Raw genomic sequence first — 20,755 nt, 5'->3', positions numbered from 1 at the left:
CTCTGGAGAAGGGCTGGCAGGTTAGGCCGGGCGGCATCCGCGCAGGGGCCGGGCGGCGCTCCGCTTCAGCTCACCATTCAAGGCCAACTTGGTGGGCTGAAGTCCACCCAACAAGCTGGGAGAGTTGCCTGGGTGGACAACGCGAAGCGTGTCCACCGATCTCGTCAATGGTGGACAAAAAGAGCATTGTCCACCCTACCTGCTAGGCGCCGATCTTCTGCTCGACGATGGCGATCTTGTCGCGCAGCGCCACATCGATCTCTTCTGGGCGCACCTGGGCAATGATCTTGCGCAGCACCCGCACCTCGTTGTCGTCGATTACGTCATCTCGCTCGGCGATTTCCAGCAGCGCTTGGAGTTCCTGCGCATCCAGGCGACCGTCATTGCTGAAGCACTGGATCGAGCGGAAGGTCATCTCCAGGTAGTCTCTTGATTCTGACATCGCATATTCCCTGTTCGATCAAAGGGTAGACACTGTGGGAGGGGCTTCAGCCGCAACTGTCGCCGCTAAAGCGCCTCCCAGGATGAAGGTCTCAGACCGACTCAGGGCCTGAGCTTGGCGCCGCCGCTGGCGCTGCGGGCGCCGCCTTGCCGGCCAGCAAGCGCGACAGCACGTCCTGCACCACCGGGCTCTTGCCCACCACACCTTCGATGGCCTTGCCCACCGACAGCGACTTGGCAAAGGAGTTGAAGAAGTCGCCTTCGCCGCCGACGATCTCGATCTTCGCCTTGGCCAGCGCGGTGGCCAGTACCTCGGCCTGATCCTTGGCGATGTCCTTGTTGGCGGCAATGGCGGCCATGGCTTCCTCGAAGCTCTTCTCCAGCTGCATGCGGAACTCTTCGTGAGCACGCGCGTTGTCGCTGAGCGAATCCAGAGCACCGAACTTCTTGCCCAGACCTTCGGCTTCGGCGTTCAGGCGCTCCAGCAGCACCTGCGCTTCGGCCATGCCCAGATCCTGGGTGGCCTTGGCCTTGGCCGCGCCCAGCTGTTCTTCGCCGCGCGCCTGGGCGCCGAGTTTCTCTTCCAGTACCTTGGCGTCGGCCAGGCCGTCTTTTTCCTTGGCAGCAGCCTGCGCCTCGATGACGCGCGCCTGTGCCAGACCTTTCTCCTGTTCGCCCTTGGCTTCGGCGATCAAGCGCTCGGCCTGTACGCGAGCCTCGGCCAGACCTTCCTTCTCCTTGGCCGCAGCGGTGACTTCACGTACGCGCGCATCGGCCAGGCCAGGTGCAGCGCGCTCGGCCTCGATACCTTCGGCCATTTTCTTCTTGGCTTCGGCGCTCTTGGCCGCCGCTTCCAGCTCGGCCTGAGCGAGGTTGTTGATTTCCACCGCCTTGTGCTTGGAACGGGTTTCGTCGGCTTCGGCCTGCTTGACCTGGCGCACCAGCTCCTGCTCGGCTTCGGCCTGGGCATTGAGCACGGTGACCTGCTTCATGCGCTCTGCTTCGGACACTTCACGCACTTCCTTGATGCGCTCTTCTTCCTGGGCCACGGTCTTCTCGACCGCGACGCGCTCGCGAATCACGCCAGCGATATTCTTGCGTTCTTCCTCAAGCGCCTTTTCTTTCTCGATGCGCTGCAGCTCGACTTCGCGCTCGCGAGATACCACTTCCAGGTCCTTGGCGCGGGTGACTTTTTCCACCTCGATGACCACGGCACGCTGGCGGTTCTGCTGGGCCACTTCCACTTCGCGCTGGTGGTTCTCGGCGCGGATATCCAGCTCCTGCTGGGTCTGGATACGGGCCTGCTCGGCCTTGAGGCGCTCTTCTTCCTTGACCTTGAGCGTCTCGGCCTGCTCACGAGCCTGGATGGTTTCGATCTCGCGCTTCTGGCGCGCTTCGGCATCGGCCTGCTGGCGCTCCAGCGACAGGGTCGCCTCGCGGGTCTCGACGTTCTTCTTCTTGATCGCCAGCTCTTCGTTGCGCTCCAGTTCGTTGGTGATGACGTTCTGCGCGGCGGTCAGCTCGGTGATCTTGCGGATACCTTCGGCGTCGAGGATGTTGCTCGGGTCCAGCGAGTGCTTGGCCGTCTGCTCCAAGTAGTCGATGGCCACGTCTTCGAGCACGTAGCCGTTGAGATCGTTGCCGATCACCTCGACGATACGATCACGAAAGTCCTGGCGATTCTCGAACAGCTGGACGAAATCGAACTGCTTGCCGACGGTCTTCAGTGCTTCGGAGAACTTGGCGTTGAACAGTTCGTTGACTGCCCCACGGTCGGAAGCGCGCTCCACGCCAATGGCCTTGGCCACCTTGAGTACATCTTCCTGGGTCTCGTTGACGCGCAGGTAGAAGGCCACGGTGATATCGGCGCGCATGTTGTCGCGGCAGATCAGGCCATCCTTCGCGCGACGGTCGACTTCCAGGGTGATCAGGGAGATCTTCATGAACTCCTTGAGGTGGATCACCGGGTATACCAGCGAGCCGGTGAAATGCACCTTGGGCGTCGAGCTCATGTCGTTGACGATCAGCGCGGTGCCTTGCGGAACCTTGATGTAGAAGGCCTTGAACAGGGCAATCAGGGCAATGATGAAGAGGACGACCAGCCCTGCCCCGACGATGAAGGGAATGACGTTTTCCATTACAGCTCTACTCCTTTGCTAGTTGTGCAGGCAGGTTGGGTAATGCCCCACTCTGCCTGCCCTGTGTTACGTACGGATTGTGGGCAGAGGCTAAACGCCTCGGAACTCTTCTTCGGTGATGATGCGATAGGCGTGTTCGGCCGCCAGATATTCGAGCAGCACCACGCGGTCGCCGCGTTTGAAGCCCAAGGCTTCGTCGGCACGTACCCGCAAGATCAGACCAGCGCCGCCATCTTCCAGCACCGCCTCACCATGATTGGCGGTGACGCGACCACTGCGCACCACGGCCACCTGGCCCAGCACCGACTTGCTGCTGATCGCCTCGACCTTGTGAAACAGCGGCCGCAGCGGCCGGCAGATCGCCGCGCACAGCGGTGCCGCCAGCACGAAGGCGCCAGCGATGACCACCAGCCCAAGCGGGTAACGCAGAATGCCCAACGGCAAGTGACGCAGCAGCCATAGTTCGATGAAGTAGCAGGCGAACCAGGCAAAGAAGAACAGCAGCGTCAACACCAGAGTGACCGGCACGCCATCGAGCTTGAGTTTGTAGAGCAAGCCGGCGAGGCCTTCGGTCTGACCGCTGCCCTCCATCATCGAATCGGCTTCGACGTCGAGCAAATCGACCTCGAGCAAGCCGGCGGCAACCACCAGCCAGTAGATGACCGCCACGCACAGCAGAAAGCTGTAGATGGCGGTGGGGAATGACAGAGCCGTCTGCAGGAAGAGTTCCATAGCTTTCCTTTTCCCGAATCCATACGACAGGCGCGATCACTCGCGCCTGTCGCTCAATGCGCCCTGATCAGGACTTGGCCTTGTCCTTCAGACGCGCCAGCACGCTGTCGGCGCTGGCGTTGTCGGCCTTGATGCCGGCCGCGCGCAGCTTGGCTTCCAGCGAATCGTCCGGCGCGCTGGTGGCAGCAAGCTCGGCTGAAGCCTCCATCTTCGCTGCACGCTCGGCCTGCTTCTGCTTGATCCGTTCGAGCGACTCGACCGCGGTCTGCAGCTTGGCTTGCGAGCCGCCGTAGCGCTGGGCCACGGCCATTTGCGCCTTCTGCACGCTTTCGGTGGCCTTGACCGTATCCACCTGCTGCTTGAGACGCTTGATGTTGCCCTCGGCCTGGGTCACGGCCTTGCGCAGCTGCGCCACGCTGGCGGCGAAGCCTTCGGCCTGCTCGCGCTCGCCGGCCTGCTCGACTTCCAAGTTGGCGATCTTCTCAGCGACTTCCTTGGCCAGGGTTTCGTTGCCCGCGTCCAGCGCCTTAAGCGCGTACTGTTCGTACTCGGCAATGCTCACCGCGCTCTTGGTCACCTTATCGCTGGCCAGCTTGTGCCTGGCCATGATCTCGGCCAGCGCTTCCTTGGACTTGCGCAGCTCGACATCGGCGTCGCGGATTTCCTGATCGAGGATACGCAGGGCCTGACCATCGACCACCGCCTCACCTACTTCATTGGCGCCGCCACGCAGCGCCGTCAGCATTTTGCTCCAGACATTCATCGTCTCATCTCCTCTCAGGCGCCGGTCTTGAGAAAGCCTTCATAGGCCTCGGTGGCCTTGATCACGTTATCCGCCAGCAATTCGATCTCGAACACCACATCGGACAGGGTCGAAGACGAACTCAGAGCGCCAAACATGGTGTAGCAGTCACGCCCGTCGACCATTTTTTCCAGGCCGATGGACGACAGCGGGAACAACTTGTGGGTACGCAGCACTTCTTCGTTGAAGGTCGCCGCATCCTTGACGTCCGCTGCCGGCCAGAGCAGCGCCTCGACGATGATCTGTTCACCGAACACGGCGATGAATAGCGGCAGATCGCCGTACTCACGCATGGTGATGTGCAGACTGGCGTCAGCGCCTTGAATCAGCTCGACGCCGGCCTGACCGCTTTGGAACAGTTCCGTTGCCGCCAGCGCTTCATGCAGCGCCTGGGCGGTCCAAACTTGAGGCATGCTCATACCCTCCTCCTTCTCCATCGAAGCCAGCAGCGACTGTGGCTGGCGCAGTTTGCGCTCGAACGCGACCAGCAATGGCGCATGCTCGGGCAAGATCCAGACTTCCTTCTTGACCAACCCCTGCTCACGCAGACGCTGACGATAAAGACGCTGGTAATGGGCTGATGATTTGTTGTCCATGAATCGCAGCCTAGACCCTTACATGTGAACCGTAAAGTAATCACATGTAATAAATGTGATGCCGTTCGTCAGATAAGCGCGCAGGCGCAATCCTCGGCGCAAAAAGCCGAAGAACAGACAAGAATGGGTAAAGAAGAGAGACAGGCACTTGGGCTCATCCATGACTCGAGCAAAACGCTTCCATTCGCGAGGTGTCGAATTAAACCGCAGACGCTCGCACTGCGCACGAAAAAAAGCGCTAACCGGGTCGCAGTTATGACCCTGCCCCCGCCAACCCGAGAGACAGACAGCGCCATGAACGAACTTCCACCCGCAGTACGCCAGCTCGTGCATGCCAATCAACGTCAGGCAGCCATCGACCTGCTGAGCGAGTACCTGGCTAACGACCAGAAGGAAGCCGAACGCCGTATCGATCAGTACCTGGAAGACGATCCCCCGGTGCACCTGCGTGGCGCTGGCGTCGTTCGCGCCAGCCGCCTCAACGCCCTGATCTGGCTGATCCTGATCATCCTGATGGCGCTTCTGGCTCTGATCTTCGCCCTTTGAGCCCCGCACAAACGAAACCGGCGCCACTGGGGCGCCGGTTTCATCAGGACAGAGACCTCAGAGCGGCTTGCCGCGATTCCCGTGAGCCGCAACGAACTGCTGTACGGCCTTCAGGTCATTGGCCAGCACCGTGCAGCGCTCTTCACGCTGGAACAGATCGGTCAGGTGCGCAGGCAACGCCGGCACGGCGTCGATGCCGGCCTTTTCCACCGCCTCTGGAAACTTGACCGGGTGCGCGGTACCCAGCACCACCATTGGCGTAGCCAGGCTGCGGCGGCATTCACGCGCGGCACGCACGCCAATGGCGGTATGCGGGTCGAGCAGTTCGCCACACTCCCGATACACCTCGGTGATGGTCTCGCAGGTTTGCTCGTCGTTCACCGCCAGCGAATCGAACAGCTTGCGCGCTTCGGTCCAACGATCTTCGTCGACACTGAAACCGCCGCCCTGCTTGAAGCGGTCCATCAGACTGGCAATGGCCGCACCGTTGCGACCGTGCAGGTCGAACAGCAGACGCTCGAAGTTGGACGAGACCATGATGTCCATCGACGGCGACAGCGTCGCGTGCAGGGTTTCCTTGACGTACTGATTGCCGCTCATGAAGCGGTGCAGGATGTCGTTACGGTTGGTGGCGACGATCAGCTGGCTGACCGGCAGACCCATGTTGCGTGCCAGGTAGCCGGCGAAGATGTCGCCGAAGTTGCCGGTCGGCACCGAGAAAGCGATGGAACGCGCCGGCGCGCCGAGCTGCAGCGCAGCATGGAAGTAGTAGACGATCTGGGCCATGATCCGCGCCCAGTTGATCGAGTTGACCGCCACCAGGCGAGTGCCCTTGAGGAAGCCCTGATCGGCGAAGCTGGCCTTGACCATCTCCTGGCAGTCATCGAAGTTGCCCTCGATGGCGATGTTATGGATGTTGTCGCCGAGGATGGTGGTCATCTGCCGGCGCTGCACCTCGGACACGCGGTTGTGCGGGTGCATGATGAAGATGTCGACGTTGTCGCAGGCCTTGCAGCCTTCGATGGCAGCCGAACCGGTGTCGCCGGAGGTAGCCCCCATGATCACCACGCGCTCACCGCGCTTGGCCAGTACGTGATCGAGCAGACGGCCGAGCAGTTGCAGGGCGAAATCCTTGAACGCCAGGGTCGGGCCGTGGAACAGCTCCAGGACCCATTCGTTGCCGTTCAGTTGACGCAGCGGCGCGACAGCGTTGTGCTCGAACACCCCATAGGTTTCTTCGAGGATCTTCTTGAAGTCGGCATCGGCAATGGAGCCGGCGACGAACGGGCGCATCACCCGGAAAGCCAGCTCGTGATAGGGCAGGCCCGCCCAGGAAGCGATTTCCTCGACGGTGAAACGCGGCAGATTTTCCGGTACGTAGAGGCCACCATCGCTGGCCAGGCCAGCCAGCAGCACATCTTCGAAATTCAGGGCCGGCGCCTGACCGCGGGTACTGATATAGCGCATGGGATAAACCTTCGTTCTGCAGCACCCGCAGACCAGAGGCCTGCAGGTGGACACGGGATTAATTGAGCTGTTCGACGCGCAGGCGCATGACCGGTGAGGTCACGCCATCCAGCGCCTCCATGGCGGCAATGGCTTCGATGATACGCGCCTCGACCACACGGTGAGTCACAAGGATCATCGGCACCAGACCGTCCTGCTCCTCGACTTCCTTCTGCATGATCGATTCGATGTTGATACCACGCTCGGAGAGGATGCTCGCCACCTGAGCCAGCACACCCGGATGATCCTTGGCCTGGATGCGCAGGTAGTAGGCGCTTTCGCACTCTTCGATCGACAGGATCGGGTGGTCGGACAGCGAGTCCGGCTGGAAGGCCAGATGCGGCACGCGATTGGTCGGATCAGTGGTCAGCGCACGCACCACGTCCACCAGATCAGCCACCACCGCCGAAGCGGTTGGCTCCATGCCGGCGCCAGCGCCGTAATAAAGGGTGCTGCCAACCGCATCGCCGTTGACCATCACCGCATTCATCACGCCATTGACGTTGGCAATCAGACGGTCGGCCGGGATCAGCGTCGGGTGTACGCGCAGCTCGATGCCCGCCTCGGTGCGACGAGCGACGCCCAGGTGCTTGATGCGATAGCCCAACGCCTCGGCGTAGTTCACGTCGGCCGTGGTCAGCTTGGTGATGCCTTCGGTGTAGGCCTTGTCGAACTGCAGCGGGATACCGAAGGCGATGGACGCCAGGATGGTCAGCTTGTGCGCGGCATCGATGCCTTCGACATCGAAGGTCGGATCGGCCTCGGCATAACCCAGCGCCTGCGCTTCTTTGAGCACGTCCTCGAAGGCACGGCCCTTCTCGCGCATTTCAGTCAGGATGAAGTTGCCGGTGCCATTGATGATGCCGGCCAGCCAGTTGATGCGGTTGGCCGACAGGCCTTCGCGGATCGCCTTGATCACCGGGATACCGCCAGCCACGGCGGCTTCGAAGGCGACGATCACACCCTTCTCACGCGCCTTGGCGAAGATTTCGTTACCGTGCACGGCGATCAGCGCCTTGTTCGCGGTAACCACATGCTTGCCGTTTTCGATGGCCTTGAGCACCAGCTCCTTGGCCAGGGTGTAGCCGCCGATCAGCTCGATGACGATGTCGATCTCGGGATTGTTCACCAGCTCGAACACATCGCTGGTCATGGTAATGCCGGTGGTGTCGTACTGAGGCTTGGGCGAACGAATGGCGATCTGGGCAATCTCGATGCCGCGACCGGCGCGCCGAGTAATCTCTTCGGCATTGCGCTTGAGTACATTCAACGTACCGCCACCAACGGTGCCCAACCCACAGATGCCCACTTTGACCGGCTTCACACTCAATTCCCCATCAGCACTGCACGAAACGGCCGGAGCATGCCCCGGCCGCAGATAAAGAGCCGCACCTTACGAAGCGGCTGTTTGTTAGTCAATCCACGGTGCACAGAACCTATTCACGACCTCGCGAGCTAGAGCTATGCAAGGCAAAAACAGGCGAGGAAGCGCAGTTTACGAATTGTAAATGAGCATTCCGAGCCTGTTTTTAACGCAGCAGAGCCGACGCGCAGCAGGTCGTGGATAGGTTCTTAGTTCGACTCCAGCGCAATCTTGGCCAGCTGCGGCGCCGGCTGGTAACCCGGAATCATCTTGCCGTTAGCCAGAACGATGGCCGGCGTGCCATTGACCCCGATCATCTGACCGAGCTGGTACTGCTTGGCCACCGGATTATCGCAGGACGCATCGGCTACGCTCTGGCGAGTCTTGGCGCGATTCATCGCGTCCTGCTGATCCTTGGCACACCAGACGCTGACCAGCTCCTTGGCCGCAGGGCTGTTCAGGCCCTGACGTGGGAAGGCGACATAACGCACTTCGACACCCAGACGATTGAGCTCCGGCACTTCGCTATGCAGTTTCTGGCAATAGCCACAGTCGGTATCGGTGAACACGGTGATGTGGGTCTTCGGATCCTTCGGCGCGAACACCACCATCTCCTTGGCCGGAATGGCGTTGATCTGCTTGGCCACGGCGCGGCTTTCTTCGATCTCGGTCAGGTTCACGGCCTTGCCGTCCTTGACCTGGAACAGATAGCCCTGAATCAGGAACTGACCATCAGCGCTGGTGTATAGCTGACGACCGCCTTGCAGTTGAACCTGATAGACACCGGGCATCGGGCTCTCGGCAATGGCCTCGATCGGCAAGCTGCCGTCGAGCGACTTCAGCGTCTGACGAATGACCTGATCGGGATCAGCCGCCAGGGTGGCACTACTGCCCAGTGCAAGCGCCAGGGCAATGGAAATACGGGTCAGGGACATGGACACTCCTGTCGAACGACGGACCGATGAAAATCGCTACAGCCTACCACAGATGGCGCCCCAGACAGCCGACCAGCTAGCAGACAGCGCATCAGCGGGACGACATACCTCTCAATCCCCGCTCGAGCGGACCCACCTTATGCACACCCTCACTCCACACTTATTCCAATAAACGGAAAGCATATAACCAAATCTTCCATTTATTTATCTTGCGCGCTAATGTTTTGCGCAATATAGTTCGCTCCATGGAAACGGTTAGCGCACAAAAGATTAGCAAGCCAATCCATCACCACCCCACCGACAAGGATCAATGCCATGACTATCGAAAACGTTCTGTACCGCGTTCTACACGCCTCACCTCGCTTTGCAACCCCTCTTTTAAACTTAACTTATTGATTAACAAGAAGTTTTTGAAGAGCTTCATCGCTGAAGTGGCGCGCATTCTACCGCCAGCAGAATGCACGTCAAGCTTATATTTCAATTTTCTTTGGATTCTCTCGAAAAAGGACGCCTGCTCTCTGTAATGCGCCCGCGACAGCGGAGAGACGCATCAGCAGCAGCGCGCCACCGATCAACGCGTAAGCGAGCCACTCCCCCAGATCAGCCCGCACCACCCAGAGCATATGCAGCAAGGCCAGCAGCAGGATGGCGTAAACCAGACGATGCAGCGTCTTCCACTTACGGCCCAGCTTTCTGATGCTGAAGCGATTGGAAGTAACCGCCAGGGCAAGCAAGCCAATAAAAGCCAATGCCCCCACGATTATGTAGGGCCGCTCGGAAAGATCGCGCAGCACCAGTTCCACACGCAACCCGGCGATAAACAGGGCATAGCCAGATAGATGCAGGACGACATAGGTAAAGCACCAGAGCCCTAGCTGTCGCCGCACGGCAATCCAGCCTCCCCAGCGAGTCAACTGCTGCAAAGGCGTCATCGCCAGGGTGATCAGCAGAAGGATCAGAGCACCGAGCCCCAGGTTATCAACCAGCACCTTGCCGGGGTCAGGCCCCAGCAGATTGAAGACGGCGCAGTACAGCCAATACAGCGGCGGTACCGATGCAGCCAGGAATACGCCGACACGCCAGAGCCTGTAGCGCATCAGTAGTACCTCGCCAGATCCATCCCCGTGTAGAGACCAGCGACCTCCTCATAGCCATTGAACATCCGGGTATCGATCACATTCGGACTGAACAGGCCACTGGGCAGGCGCCGCTCGGTCGCCTGCGACCAACGCGGGTGGTCCACCTGCGGATTGACGTTGGCGTAGAAACCATACTCGTTCGGCGCGATGCGCTCCCAGGTGGTTTGGGGTGCCTCACTTACCAAACTGATACGCACAATGGACTTGATGCTCTTGAACCCGTACTTCCAAGGCACTACCAGGCGCAAGGGAGCCCCGTTCTGGTTAGGCAAAACACGTCCGTACATGCCGACGGCCATGAAAGCCAACGGGTGCATGGCCTCATCCAGACGCAACCCCTCGACATAGGGCCAATCGATCAGCGAAAAACCCGAGCGCTGGCCCGGCATGCGCTCAGGATCGACCAGCGTTTCGAAGCGCACATAGCGCGCCGCCGAGGTTGGCCCGACCTGCTTGAGCAGATCAGCCAAAGGAAAGCCCAGCCAGGGTATGACCATGGACCAGGCCTCGACGCAGCGCAGCCTGTAGATGCGCTCTTCGAATGCATGCGGCTTGACCAGATCCTCGATGGAATAGCGCCCCGGATTGCTCACCTCGCCATCGACCATTACCGTCCAGGGCTCGACCTGCAGCTTGCCGGCATTGGCTGCAGGGTCGCCCTTACCCGTGCCGAACTCATAGAAGTTGTTGTAGTGCGTGGCATCCTTGAAGGGCGTGATGCTTTCACCCTTGGCAGTGATTGCTTGCCAGCGTGCGCCTGCCAGCTTCTCGTCGAACCACCCCGGTGCCTTCGACGGCTCAACATCGGCATAGACACCTTGAGCGTCAGCACTGGCCAGACCCGGCATAGCAGCCATGGCCGCCAGCGCCAACGAGCCCTGCATCAGCTTGCGACGAGAGAGATAGACCGACTCGGGGGTGACTTCGGACTCGAGGGCCCGAGAGGAAGGAGGAACTCGGATGAGCATAACGACTCCGCGACTACAGTTCGAGAAACGAACTGTAGACCACGGAGCGCAGAGGAAATTACAGCAGCGTCAGACAGATTTTCGACGACGCAATTGCAGCAGGTACTGGATCGGGCCGGAAGCCGCATAAGCCAGGAAGATCAGCAGCAGGATACGGGGTGGGTCGCTGAACACCACCGCGAACACCAACACCACGGCCAGAATGGCCACGAAGGGCACGCGCCCCTTCAGGTCCAGGTCCTTGAAGCTGTAGTACTTGATGTTACTGACCATCAGGCAGCCAGCGGCGGCAACGAGCAGCGCCACGGCGAAGGACATGTTCGAGCCCTTGATGCCGAAGTCGCTGAATGCCCAGACCGTTCCGGCAACGACACCCGCGGCAGCCGGACTGGCCAGACCGATGAAGTAGCGCTTGTCGACGCTGCCGATCTGCGTATTGAAGCGCGCCAGGCGCAATGCCGCGCCAGCGACATAGATGAAGGCGACCATCCAGCCCACCTTGCCCATGCTACCCAGCGCCCATTCGAATGCGAGCAGAGCCGGTGCAACGCCGAAAGCCACCATGTCCGAGAGCGAATCGTACTCGGCGCCGAATGCACTTTGCGTGTTGGTCAGGCGCGCCACGCGACCATCCAGACCGTCGAGCACCATGGCGACGAACACCGCGGCGGCAGCCACGTAGAAATTGCCATTCATCGCGTTGATGATGGAGTAGAAACCGGCGAACAGGTTTGCCGTGGTGAACAGATTGGGCAGCAGGTAGATGCCACGGTGACGCACCTTGCGCCCTTCCGCGTCCTGCTCTTCCTCTATGTGCTCGTCGATCGGCAGCAGGCTTTCCAGGTTGTCGCCAGCCGGCTTTTGATCCTCGGGACCTTCACTCATGAACAGCACCTTGCAACGGGTTTGACGAATTTCGAACGGGGCGACTGAACTCAGTTCGCCGCTCATCGAGCTGGCTTTATACCAGAAGCCTCGCCACAGAATGAAAAAACGCGGCATATAGCCGCGTTCTTTCGCACATCGCAGACCTTAGTTCTTGGCCTTGTCGACGATCTTGTTGGCAGCGATCCACGGCATCATAGAGCGCAACTGCTCGCCGATGACTTCGATACCATGAGCGGCGTTGTTACGACGCTTGGCAGTCATCGATGGGTAGCCAGTGGCGCCTTCGCTGATGAACATCTTGGCGTACTCGCCGTCCTGGATGCGCTTGAGGGCGTTGCGCATGGCCTGACGGGATTCGGCGTTGATCACTTCCGGACCGGTCACGTACTCGCCGTACTCGGCGTTGTTGGAGATCGAGTAGTTCATGTTGGCGATGCCGCCTTCGTACATGAGGTCAACGATCAGCTTCAGTTCGTGCAGGCACTCGAAGTAGGCCATTTCCGGCGCATAGCCAGCTTCGACCAGGGTTTCGAAACCGGCCTTGACCAGCTCGACGGTGCCACCACAGAGAACGGCCTGCTCACCGAACAGGTCAGTTTCGGTCTCGTCCTTGAAGGTGGTTTCGATGATGCCGGTACGACCACCACCAACGCCCGAAGCGTAGGACAGCGCGACGTTCTTGGCATTGCCGGAGGCGTCCTGGTAAACGGCGATCAGATCAGGAATGCCGCCGCCTTTGACGAACTCGGTACGTACGGTATGGCCCGGAGCCTTCGGCGCGATCATGATCACGTCGAGGTCGGCACGCGGAACGACCTGGTTGTAGTGGATGGCGAAACCGTGGGAGAAGGCCAGGGTGGCGCCCTTCTTGATGTTCGGCTCGATCTCGTTCTTGTACAGCTGGCCCTGGAATTCGTCCGGGGTCAGGATCATGACCAGATCAGCGGCAGCGACGGCAGAAGCCACGTCGGCAACTTTCAGGCCGTGAGCTTCAGCCTTGGCAACGGTAGCGGAGCCTTTACGCAGGCCAACGGTGACATCGACGCCGGAATCCTTCAGGTTGCAGGCCTGGGCGTGGCCCTGGGAGCCGTAACCGATGATGGCGACTTTCTTGCCCTGGATGATGGAGAGGTCGCAATCTTTGTCGTAATAAACTTTCATGTTCTTGGCTCTTTTGAATCGAAAGGGATGGGGTGCGAGGCACCACGACGGAGACACCTTAAGTGATCCTCACCATTGCGTAAAATGATATATTTGCAACACAACATGCCGATATATGAAACATAAATGGACAGCCATTCCCTCAGGCTTTTTCTCTCCCTGGCAGACAACCTGCACTTCGGTCGAACCAGCCGCGAACAGCACGTCAGCCCTTCCGCGCTCAGCCGCAGCATCAAACAGCTCGAGGACGAACTCGGTGCCGCGCTGTTCGTACGCGACAACCGCTCGGTCCGCCTGACTCGCGAGGGCCAGCAGTTTCGCGAATACGCGAGCGAGGTCATCAATGGTTGGCAGGCGATTCGCCAGACCTTCATGCAGGACCAGTTGAATCTGCACGGCGAGCTGTCGCTGTATTGCTCGGTCACGGCAAGCTACAGCTTCCTCTATGACATTCTCAGCAGCTTTCGCCAGGACTACCCACGCATCGAAATGAAACTGCATACCGGCGACCCGGCGAAAGCCGTCGAACGGGTGCAGCAAGGACTGGAGGACCTGGCCATTGGCGCCCTCCCCGACAGCCTGCCGAGCGGAGTGGAGTTTCAGTCGATCACGCGCTCGGAATTGCGCTTCATCGGTCCACAGGCTCCCCAGTTGTTGAACGAAGAACAACTGCGCAACCCAACTTCGGAGAGATGGAAGGACGTGCCGATGATTCTCTCCGAGGAAGGCCTGGCCCGGACACGCACCGACCGCTGGCTGAAAAGCCACAACATCAAACCGCGCATCTATGCCCAGGTCAGCGGCAACGAAGCGATCGTCAGCATGGTCAGTCTGGGCTTCGGTATCGGGGTGGTGCCACAGATCGTGCTGGACAACAGCCCGCTGACTGCCCGCATCCGTATCTACGATATCCAGCCACCGCTCACCGCCTATGACATTGGTCTGTTCGCACTGGAAAAGCGCCTCAAGGATCCGCTGATCGCGGCCTTCTGGAATCGCCAACGCTGAATTCGAGCAATAAAAAACCCCGCACCAAGCGGGGTTTTGTTCGCCACAGCGATCAGATACTCAGTACCTTGTCGCCGCGCGCGATGCCCGTGACACCACTGCGTACAGTTTCCAGGATCGACGCAGTACCGACGGCCTGAATGAAGCTGTCCAGCTTGTCGGTGGTACCGGTCAGCTGCACGGTGTAGACGCTGCTGGTCACATCCACGATCTGGCCGCGGAAGATGTCGGTAGTACGCTTGACCTCGGCACGCTGAGCGCCGGTGGCCTTGATCTTCACCAGCATCAGCTCGCGCTCGATGTGGGCGCTTTCCGACAGATTGACCAGCTTGACCACCTCGACCAGCTTGTTGAGGTTCTTGGTGATCTGCTCGATCACCTCATCCTGACCAACGGTAGTGAGGGTCAGACGCGACAGCGTCGGATCCTCGGTTGGCGCAACGGTGAGGCTTTCGATGTTGTAGTTACGCTGGGAGAAAAGACCAACCACGCGCGACAGAGCGCCCGGCTCGTTTTCCAGCAGCAGGGAAATGATGTGTCGCATCTTAGGTCCGCTCCGTCTTGCTCAGCCACATGTCACGCATCGCACCGTCTCTGATCTGCATCGGGTAGACGTGCTCGCTGGAATCCACCGCGATGTCGAGGAACACCAGGCGATTCTTCAGGGCGAAGGCTTCCTCCAGCTTGGGCTTGAGGTCCTTCAGCGAAGTGATGCGCATGCCGACATGGCCATAGGCCTCAGCCAGTTTGACGAAGTCCGGCAGCGACTCCATGTAGGAGTGCGAATAACGGCTGTTGTACTGCATGTCCTGCCATTGGCGAACCATGCCGAGGGTGCCGTTGTTCAGGTTGACGATCTTCACCGGCAGGTCGTACTGCAGGCAGGTCGACAGCTCCTGGATGTTCATCTGGATGCTGCCCTCGCCGGTGACGCACGCCACGTCGGCTTCCGGGAAGTTCAGCTTGATGCCCATCGCAGCAGGGAAACCGAAGCCCATGGTGCCCAGGCCGCCGGAGTTGATCCAGCGATTGGGCTTGTTGAATCGGTAATACTGCGCAGCGAACATCTGGTGCTGACCGACATCGGAGGTGATGAAGGCATCGCCCTTGGTCACGTCACACAGGGTTTCGATCACGGTCTGCGGCTTGATGATCGAACCGTCGCCCTCGTTGTAAGGGAACAGACGGCCGCTACCACGCCACTCTTCGATCTGCTTCCACCAGCTGGCAACGGTGTCCTTATTCGGGGTTTCGCCGATTTCCTTGAGGATGGCGACCATCTCGGTCAGCACGCTGTCCACCGGGCCAACGATCGGGATGTCGGCCTTGATGGTCTTGGAGATCGAAGCCGGGTCGATGTCGATATGGATGATCTTGGCGTTCGGGCAGAACTTGGCCGCACCGTTGATCACACGGTCATCGAAGCGCGCACCGACAGCCAGGATCACGTCGGCATGGTGCATCGCCAGGTTGGCGGTGTAGCTGCCGTGCATACCGAGCATGCCGATGAATTGGCGGTCGGTACCCGGGTAGCCACCAAGGCCCATCAGGGTGTTGGTCACCGGCAGGTTGAGCATCTGCGCCAGCTCGGTCAGCGGCGCAGAAGCACCGCCCATGATCACGCCACCACCGGAGTACATGACGGGACGCTTGGCGGCCAGGAGCATCTCGGCAGCCTTGCGGATCTGGCCGGAGTGGCCACGCACCGCCGGGCTGTAGGAACGCAGCTTGACCTTCTTCGGATAGACGTACTCGAACTTCTGGGTGGGATCACCCATGTCCTTCGGAATGTCGACCACGACCGGACCGGGACGACCGGATTCGGCGAGGTAAAACGCCTTCTTCAGCACTTCGGGGATTTCCGACGGGTGCTTGATGATGAAGCTGTGCTTCACGATCGGACGGGAAATACCGACCATGTCGGTTTCCTGGAAGGCATCGGTGCCGACCATGGCGCTCGGCACCTGGCCGGAGATCACCACCATCGGAATGGAGTCCATGTAGGCGGTGGCAATACCGGTGATGGCATTGGTCGCGCCGGGGCCAGAGGTCACCAGCACCACACCGGCCTTGCCGGTGGCGCGGGCATAGCCGTCAGCCATATGGGTCGCTGCCTGTTCATGACGGACCAGAATGTGAGTCACTTCCGGTTCTTTGAACAGGGCATCGTAAATATGCAGGAGAGCACCACCGGGGTACCCATAGATATGCTTAACGCCTTCGTCACGCAGGAAGCGGACGACCATTTCAGCGCCGGATAAAAGCTCCACGTTGTTCACCTCTTGAACGCCAGTATGCCACCCGACAACGGGTAGCCCTAAGTAGGTCTTACTGTCAGCGGACACGCACGACGGTGATCGTGGATTCGGAACATCAGCTTGACGAGTAACGGAGCAGCCCATGGTCTTGCGGGGCCGACCCTCCCAGCGCGAGGTAACGCGTTGCGGGTGTCACGGTTCGGCGCGGGTAGCGCCTCTTTTCCCCGAGCTGGAGGACGCTTGCGGCGGACTCCACTACGGGGGAAGGCTGGATTGTTCGGGTTCGGCGAGGGCAAGTCAAGAGATGGCTAACCTATTATTCAACCTGCTGCTGTGACGCAGCGCAGAATGAAGATTGCCGACTTTTGGTTATAGTAACCTTCAGTACCGCCGCTCTCGATAAAGGAAACAGCATGCGCCACATGATTCTTACTGGCACCCTGATGCTCGCTTTGAGCACGGCCGCCATGGCCAGCCAGGTTTACAAGTGGGTAGATGACCAAGGCGTGACCCATTTCGGCGCGCAACCTCCGCAAGGCCAAGAAGCCACGACCATCAATACCGCCGCCCCACCTCCCCGTCAGGCGCCCAGCACACCGGCGCCGAGCATCGAAGAGCAGCTCGACCCCGAACAGGCTGCCATCGACAAGAAGGTCAAGGAAGATGTCGCGAAGCAGGAAGCCGAGCGCAGGCAGTACTGTGAGAACGCCCGCACCAACCTGGCTCAGTTGGAAAACAATCCTCGCCTGCGCATCGAGGACGGTGGCGAGGTTCGCCGCATTGACGAGAACGAACGGCAGGAACGCATCACCGAGCTGAAAAAGTCCATCGCAGAAAACTGCAAATAATGGACGACGCGCACGCCCTCAAGGCGTGCGCGTAAGTAGGCGATCGAACTCGCCGAGCAGCTCAAGCAACCGACGCGCAGTGCTCGGCTGCTGCTGATAGACCATCTCTGCCATGGCCTGAATGCCTGATACCGAGGGCAACGCGGCGCCGGTTTCCAGCAGAACCTTCATACGCGGCAGAAAAATCCACTGCAGCCATTGCTCGAACGCCAGCGTATCGACGCAGAACGGTTCCGGGCTGGCCAGGGCCTCGGCGCTCGGAGCCTCCTCCTGCCACCAACCCTGCACACGCAACTCACGCTCGATCAGCAGCAGGTGTTCGGCCAGTGCGCTTGCGCGAGCATCCATCAGAGGTTGACTCGTGCGCGTTCACGGGCCTGGGCAGCACCAGCAGGATCCCCCTGACGCTCGCGAGCCTGCGCGATCAGGTCCCACAGACTGGCTTGCAACGCCGGACGACCGTTGGCGTAAGTCAGGCCACGACGGGCGAACTGCTCGGCTTGGGCAGCATCGCCCTGCGCCAGGCGAACCTCGGCAAGACGGTAAAGCACCTGCGGCTCACGCGGCGCGATGCGCTGGGCACGCTCCAGACTGGAGGCGGCGCCATTCAGATCGCCACCGCCCTGCTGCTGTTGAGCGGTGGTCAGCAGCGCGAGAACCGGGCCATCCAGTTGCTCGTCTGCAGCCAGGCCGCCGCCACTGGGAATGCCGCTAGGCATGCTCGGCGCCGAAGAGCCGAAGCTGCCCTGGCTCGGTGCAGACGGTTGACTGGGCACGGGCGGGTCGAAGGTCAGTCCGCCACTGGAGGTGATCGGCTGAGAGTCGGTCTGCAACGGCGTCGAGACAGCTCCCTGCGGCACCATCACAACTACACCGGAATCTTCCTCGATACGCTGCGGTGCAGCTGCAGGCCCCGGACCAGTCGCCGGGCCAGCCCCGCCCGAAGACAGCGGAGAGCCGGCGTCGATCACCGGGATCGAACCCTGCGGCACCGTACTGCAACCACTCAACACCGCCGTTGCCAGCATAGTGGCAAGCCACTTCTTGTTCACATCCAATCCTCTTAGGTCACACCGAATCACTCGACCCGGCCGTTATTCCAACCAGCCTCGCACCCAGTCCATCACCGAATCGACTGGCGCCTGGATACCGCACGCGGAACCGGCGGCAGGTTCACTGCCGCGAATATAAGGCATCTGTACCGCATTCGGGCAGCCCGAAGCCGAGCCCAGACCCGTCTGACGATCCACCCAGGCCTGGGTGACGTTGTCCGGCATCGGCATATCCAGCGGCAGCGGATCCGCCTTGCGCATGAACCCGGTCCAGACCTGCAGGGCGCCGGTCGCGCCGGTCAACGGGGTCGGACCGTTGTCGTCACGCCCCAGCCACACCACCGACAGTAGATCCTGACTGAAGCCAGCGAACCAGCTGTCGCGGGAGTCATTACTGGTACCGGTCTTGCCCGCCAGGTTCAGCGAGCTGGGCAGCTGGCTGTATACCGAACGACCAGTGCCTTCACGCATGGTGCGCTGCATGGCGTTCTGCACCAGATAGATGGCACCCGGATCGAAGCGCTGCTGGATCTGGAATGGATAACGACCGAGCGGTTCGCCGTCGGCTGTCAGCACACTGCGAATGCCACGCAAGGGCGTATTGAAGCCTCCGTTGGCCAGAGTCTGGTACATACCTGCCACTTCCATCGGCGTCAGAGCCCCCGCACCAAGCAGCATCGACGGATAGGCCGGCCACTTGCGCTCGACGCCCAGTCGCTCGAGCGTCTTGAGCACATTGGGCACGCCGATCTCCAGGCCGAGCTTGGCCGTGGACAGGTTGTAGGACTGCGCCAACCCCTGATACAGGTAGATGGTGCCATGAGCCTTGCGGTCGTAATTTTGTGGCGTCCAGACCTGGCCATCCTGGCCCTTGATGGAGAACGCTTCATCCTCCAGCCAACTGGTCAGGGTGTACTGACTCGGACGCTCCAATGCAGACAGGTAAATCGCCGGCTTGATCAGCGAACCGATCGGCCTTACGGCGTCCAGCGCACGGTTGAAGCCGGCAAAGCGTGGCTGGCGGCTGCCGATCAATGCCTGAATTTCCCCGGTCTCGGGGTTGGTCACTACCATACCGGCCTGCACTTCATCCACGCCCTTGCGCCCGGCCAGGCGCTTGAGCGTCTCGGCCAGCGCCTCTTCGGCCTTGAGCTGCAGAATCGGATCGAAGCTGGTGAAGATACGCAGGCCTTCTTCAGTCAGATCCTGCTCACGATAATCTTCACGCAGCTGACGCTTGACCAGATCGAGGAACGCCGGAAACGAGCTGTCAGCCATGCTGCCGCGCGAGCTCACGCCGAGCGGTTTCTGTTTGGCTGCTGCCGCTTCCTCAGGGGTGATCGAACCTTGTTCGGCAAGCAGATCGAGCACCAGATTGCGGCGCGCCAGCGCTCGCTCGGGATTGCGCCGTGGGTTGAAGTAGGTGGGGCCCTTGACCATGCCCACCAGCAGCGCGACCTGCTCCAGCTTCAGCTCGGAAACCGGCTGACTGAAGAAATACTGGCTGGCCAGACCGAAGCCATGCACCGCGCGCTGGCCATCCTGCCCGAGAAATACCTCGTTCATATAGGCTTCGAGAATCTCGCGCTTGTCGTAGTGCAGCTCGAGCAGCACCGCCATCATCGCTTCGGTGGCTTTACGCACCAGGGTGCGTTCGTTGGTCAGGTAGAAGTTCTTCACCAACTGCTGGGTCAGAGTACTGCCGCCTTGCACCAGGCGCCCGGACGTGGCGTTGATCCACATCGCTCGGGCAATGCCCTTGGGCGACACGCCGAAGTGATCGAAGTAGTCACGATCCTCGACCGCCACCAGCGCATCGATCAGATAGGCCGGCACCTGATCCAGCTTGATCAGGATGCGATCCTCCTGATGCGCCGGATAAAGCCCGCCAATCAGCAGCGGCTCCAAGCGTGCCACGGCAAGATTGCCGCCGTTGGCCTGGGTCAGACCGGCAACGTAATCGCCAGAGAAACGCACGCGCACCTTCTGTGACGGTTCGGCACCTTCATAAAACTGAAAGCCGCGACTGTGCAGCTCGATATTGTTACCGGCCACCGACACTGCGCCCGGCCCATTGACTGCGCTCTCGCGGCGGTAGCCCAGCGCATCGAGTTCACGCAGGAAATCGTCCTTGGCCAGCTTCTGCCCGACGAAGAGTTCGAGCGGCCTGGCGTAGACTTTCGCGGGCACCGTCCAGCGCTTGCCGGAGAACTTCTCCTGCACCACGGCATCGAGATAAACGGCAAAGCCAGCCAGGATCACCAGGCCAACCAGACCGAGCTTGAGGCCCCAGGCAAACCAGGGACGCATACTGGATGAGCGGGATTTTTTGTTTGAGCGGGGGGAGCGTTTTCGAGTCATGGCGGGATTATAC

The 20,755-nt window shown here is 60.4% G+C and carries 20 protein-coding genes; 3 read left to right on the top strand and 17 right to left on the bottom strand.

Features of this window, described 5'->3' with window-relative positions; translation table 11 throughout:
* Positions 1-202: 202 nt before the first annotated feature.
* The 5 genes from GV002_RS05060 to GV002_RS05040 all read right to left on the bottom strand — a co-directional run bounded on the left by GV002_RS05060 (position 203) and on the right by GV002_RS05040 (position 4,709).
* Entirely contained in the window at positions 203-442 is a 240-nt protein-coding gene (locus GV002_RS05060) for a hypothetical protein (RefSeq protein ID WP_160017330.1), read from the bottom strand.
* A 91-nt stretch (positions 443-533) separates the two neighbouring features.
* Positions 534-2,579, bottom strand: coding sequence for a flotillin family protein (locus GV002_RS05055; RefSeq protein WP_160017329.1), 2,046 nt, complete (start codon positions 2,577-2,579; stop codon positions 534-536).
* A 90-nt stretch (positions 2,580-2,669) separates the two neighbouring features.
* Positions 2,670-3,311 carry an OB-fold-containig protein gene (locus GV002_RS05050; protein ID WP_160017328.1) on the bottom strand — a complete coding sequence of 214 codons (642 nt, stop codon included), beginning with the start codon at positions 3,309-3,311 and terminating at the stop codon, positions 2,670-2,672.
* A 67-nt stretch (positions 3,312-3,378) separates the two neighbouring features.
* Positions 3,379-4,074 (bottom strand): PspA/IM30 family protein, encoded by a 696-nt coding sequence (locus GV002_RS05045; RefSeq protein WP_160017327.1) that lies wholly within the window; start codon positions 4,072-4,074, stop codon positions 3,379-3,381.
* Between the two features lie 14 nt (positions 4,075-4,088).
* Positions 4,089-4,709 carry a YjfI family protein gene (locus tag GV002_RS05040; RefSeq protein ID WP_160017326.1) on the bottom strand — a complete coding sequence of 207 codons (621 nt, stop codon included), beginning with the start codon at positions 4,707-4,709 and terminating at the stop codon, positions 4,089-4,091.
* A 294-nt stretch (positions 4,710-5,003) separates the two neighbouring features.
* Here GV002_RS05040 and GV002_RS05035 point away from each other — a divergent pair, with 294 nt between their 5' ends.
* On the top strand, positions 5,004-5,255 hold the full coding sequence (locus GV002_RS05035) for a hypothetical protein (RefSeq protein WP_046492792.1): 252 nt from the start codon (positions 5,004-5,006) through the stop codon (positions 5,253-5,255).
* Positions 5,256-5,312: 57 nt separating this feature from the next.
* Here GV002_RS05035 and thrC read toward each other — a convergent pair whose 3' ends face one another.
* The 7 genes from thrC to ilvC all read right to left on the bottom strand — a co-directional run bounded on the left by thrC (position 5,313) and on the right by ilvC (position 13,215).
* Positions 5,313-6,722: a threonine synthase gene (gene thrC, locus GV002_RS05030; RefSeq protein ID WP_160017325.1), complete on the bottom strand. Its 1,410-nt coding sequence runs from the start codon at positions 6,720-6,722 to the stop codon at positions 5,313-5,315.
* Between the two features lie 58 nt (positions 6,723-6,780).
* The gene (locus GV002_RS05025; RefSeq protein WP_046492776.1) at positions 6,781-8,085 is read right to left on the bottom strand and encodes a homoserine dehydrogenase; all 1,305 of its coding nucleotides are present in this window, start codon (positions 8,083-8,085) and stop codon (positions 6,781-6,783) included.
* Between the two features lie 248 nt (positions 8,086-8,333).
* A complete protein-coding gene (locus GV002_RS05020) occupies positions 8,334-9,059 on the bottom strand; it encodes a thioredoxin fold domain-containing protein (RefSeq protein ID WP_160017324.1) in 726 nt (241 codons plus the stop codon).
* 470 nt (positions 9,060-9,529) lie between these two features.
* The gene (gene msrQ / locus GV002_RS05015) at positions 9,530-10,156 is read right to left on the bottom strand and encodes a protein-methionine-sulfoxide reductase heme-binding subunit MsrQ (RefSeq protein WP_160017323.1); all 627 of its coding nucleotides are present in this window, start codon (positions 10,154-10,156) and stop codon (positions 9,530-9,532) included.
* The gene (msrP, locus tag GV002_RS05010) at positions 10,156-11,166 is read right to left on the bottom strand and encodes a protein-methionine-sulfoxide reductase catalytic subunit MsrP (protein WP_046493275.1); all 1,011 of its coding nucleotides are present in this window, start codon (positions 11,164-11,166) and stop codon (positions 10,156-10,158) included. The genes msrQ and msrP overlap by 1 nt, the downstream gene beginning before the upstream one ends.
* 69 nt (positions 11,167-11,235) lie before the next feature.
* The gene (pssA, locus tag GV002_RS05005) at positions 11,236-12,051 is read right to left on the bottom strand and encodes a CDP-diacylglycerol--serine O-phosphatidyltransferase (RefSeq protein WP_160017322.1); all 816 of its coding nucleotides are present in this window, start codon (positions 12,049-12,051) and stop codon (positions 11,236-11,238) included.
* Between the two features lie 147 nt (positions 12,052-12,198).
* Positions 12,199-13,215: a ketol-acid reductoisomerase gene (gene ilvC, locus GV002_RS05000; RefSeq protein ID WP_037001483.1), complete on the bottom strand. Its 1,017-nt coding sequence runs from the start codon at positions 13,213-13,215 to the stop codon at positions 12,199-12,201.
* A 126-nt stretch (positions 13,216-13,341) separates the two neighbouring features.
* On the opposite strand from ilvC, the gene ilvY reads away from it, so the two are divergent.
* A complete protein-coding gene (ilvY, locus tag GV002_RS04995) occupies positions 13,342-14,223 on the top strand; it encodes an HTH-type transcriptional activator IlvY (protein WP_160017321.1) in 882 nt (293 codons plus the stop codon).
* A gap of 52 nt (positions 14,224-14,275) precedes the next feature.
* Here the strand turns inward: ilvY and ilvN are convergent, their stop codons facing one another.
* On the bottom strand, positions 14,276-14,767 hold the full coding sequence (gene ilvN, locus GV002_RS04990) for an acetolactate synthase small subunit (RefSeq protein ID WP_160017320.1): 492 nt from the start codon (positions 14,765-14,767) through the stop codon (positions 14,276-14,278).
* Position 14,768: 1 nt separating this feature from the next.
* A complete protein-coding gene (locus tag GV002_RS04985; protein ID WP_026088417.1) occupies positions 14,769-16,493 on the bottom strand; it encodes an acetolactate synthase 3 large subunit in 1,725 nt (574 codons plus the stop codon).
* Positions 16,494-16,894: 401 nt separating this feature from the next.
* Here GV002_RS04985 and GV002_RS04980 point away from each other — a divergent pair, with 401 nt between their 5' ends.
* Positions 16,895-17,329 carry a DUF4124 domain-containing protein gene (locus GV002_RS04980; protein ID WP_160017319.1) on the top strand — a complete coding sequence of 145 codons (435 nt, stop codon included), beginning with the start codon at positions 16,895-16,897 and terminating at the stop codon, positions 17,327-17,329.
* 18 nt (positions 17,330-17,347) lie between these two features.
* Here GV002_RS04980 and GV002_RS04975 read toward each other — a convergent pair whose 3' ends face one another.
* From GV002_RS04975 to mrcB, 3 genes are all read right to left on the bottom strand, one after another.
* A complete protein-coding gene (locus GV002_RS04975) occupies positions 17,348-17,677 on the bottom strand; it encodes a YqcC family protein (RefSeq protein ID WP_160017318.1) in 330 nt (109 codons plus the stop codon).
* The gene (locus GV002_RS04970; RefSeq protein ID WP_160018876.1) at positions 17,677-18,357 is read right to left on the bottom strand and encodes a tetratricopeptide repeat protein; all 681 of its coding nucleotides are present in this window, start codon (positions 18,355-18,357) and stop codon (positions 17,677-17,679) included. Before GV002_RS04970 ends, GV002_RS04975 begins: the two co-directional genes overlap by 1 nt.
* Positions 18,358-18,423: 66 nt before the next feature.
* Positions 18,424-20,742 carry a penicillin-binding protein 1B gene (gene mrcB, locus GV002_RS04965; protein WP_160017317.1) on the bottom strand — a complete coding sequence of 773 codons (2,319 nt, stop codon included), beginning with the start codon at positions 20,740-20,742 and terminating at the stop codon, positions 18,424-18,426.
* Between the last annotated feature and the right edge of the window lie 13 nt (positions 20,743-20,755).

The organism is Pseudomonas sp. 8O, assembly GCF_902506495.1.
Taxonomy (GTDB): Bacteria; Pseudomonadota; Gammaproteobacteria; order Pseudomonadales; family Pseudomonadaceae; genus Aquipseudomonas; species Aquipseudomonas chaetocerotis.
This window is presented reverse-complemented; position numbering and strand designations above follow the sequence as displayed.

Bases quoted from the DNA above. Each gene is read 5' to 3' on its own strand.
- GV002_RS05060 (WP_160017330.1), bottom strand. From the start codon at position 442: ATGTCAGAATCAAGAGACTACCTGGAGATGACCTTCCGCTCGATCCAG.
- GV002_RS05055 (WP_160017329.1), bottom strand. From the start codon at position 2,579: ATGGAAAACGTCATTCCCTTCATCGTCGGGGCAGGGCTGGTCGTCCTC.
- GV002_RS05050 (WP_160017328.1), bottom strand. From the start codon at position 3,311: ATGGAACTCTTCCTGCAGACGGCTCTGTCATTCCCCACCGCCATCTAC.
- GV002_RS05045 (WP_160017327.1), bottom strand. From the start codon at position 4,074: ATGAATGTCTGGAGCAAAATGCTGACGGCGCTGCGTGGCGGCGCCAAT.
- GV002_RS05040 (WP_160017326.1), bottom strand. From the start codon at position 4,709: ATGGACAACAAATCATCAGCCCATTACCAGCGTCTTTATCGTCAGCGT.
- GV002_RS05035 (WP_046492792.1), top strand. From the start codon at position 5,004: ATGAACGAACTTCCACCCGCAGTACGCCAGCTCGTGCATGCCAATCAA.
- thrC (WP_160017325.1), bottom strand. From the start codon at position 6,722: ATGCGCTATATCAGTACCCGCGGTCAGGCGCCGGCCCTGAATTTCGAA.
- GV002_RS05020 (WP_160017324.1), bottom strand. From the start codon at position 9,059: ATGTCCCTGACCCGTATTTCCATTGCCCTGGCGCTTGCACTGGGCAGT.
- msrQ (WP_160017323.1), bottom strand. From the start codon at position 10,156: ATGCGCTACAGGCTCTGGCGTGTCGGCGTATTCCTGGCTGCATCGGTA.
- msrP (WP_046493275.1), bottom strand. From the start codon at position 11,166: ATGCTCATCCGAGTTCCTCCTTCCTCTCGGGCCCTCGAGTCCGAAGTC.
- pssA (WP_160017322.1), bottom strand. From the start codon at position 12,051: ATGAGTGAAGGTCCCGAGGATCAAAAGCCGGCTGGCGACAACCTGGAA.
- ilvC (WP_037001483.1), bottom strand. From the start codon at position 13,215: ATGAAAGTTTATTACGACAAAGATTGCGACCTCTCCATCATCCAGGGC.
- ilvY (WP_160017321.1), top strand. From the start codon at position 13,342: ATGGACAGCCATTCCCTCAGGCTTTTTCTCTCCCTGGCAGACAACCTG.
- ilvN (WP_160017320.1), bottom strand. From the start codon at position 14,767: ATGCGACACATCATTTCCCTGCTGCTGGAAAACGAGCCGGGCGCTCTG.
- GV002_RS04980 (WP_160017319.1), top strand. From the start codon at position 16,895: ATGCGCCACATGATTCTTACTGGCACCCTGATGCTCGCTTTGAGCACG.
- GV002_RS04975 (WP_160017318.1), bottom strand. From the start codon at position 17,677: ATGGATGCTCGCGCAAGCGCACTGGCCGAACACCTGCTGCTGATCGAG.
- GV002_RS04970 (WP_160018876.1), bottom strand. From the start codon at position 18,357: ATGCTGGCAACGGCGGTGTTGAGTGGTTGCAGTACGGTGCCGCAGGGT.
- mrcB (WP_160017317.1), bottom strand. From the start codon at position 20,742: ATGACTCGAAAACGCTCCCCCCGCTCAAACAAAAAATCCCGCTCATCC.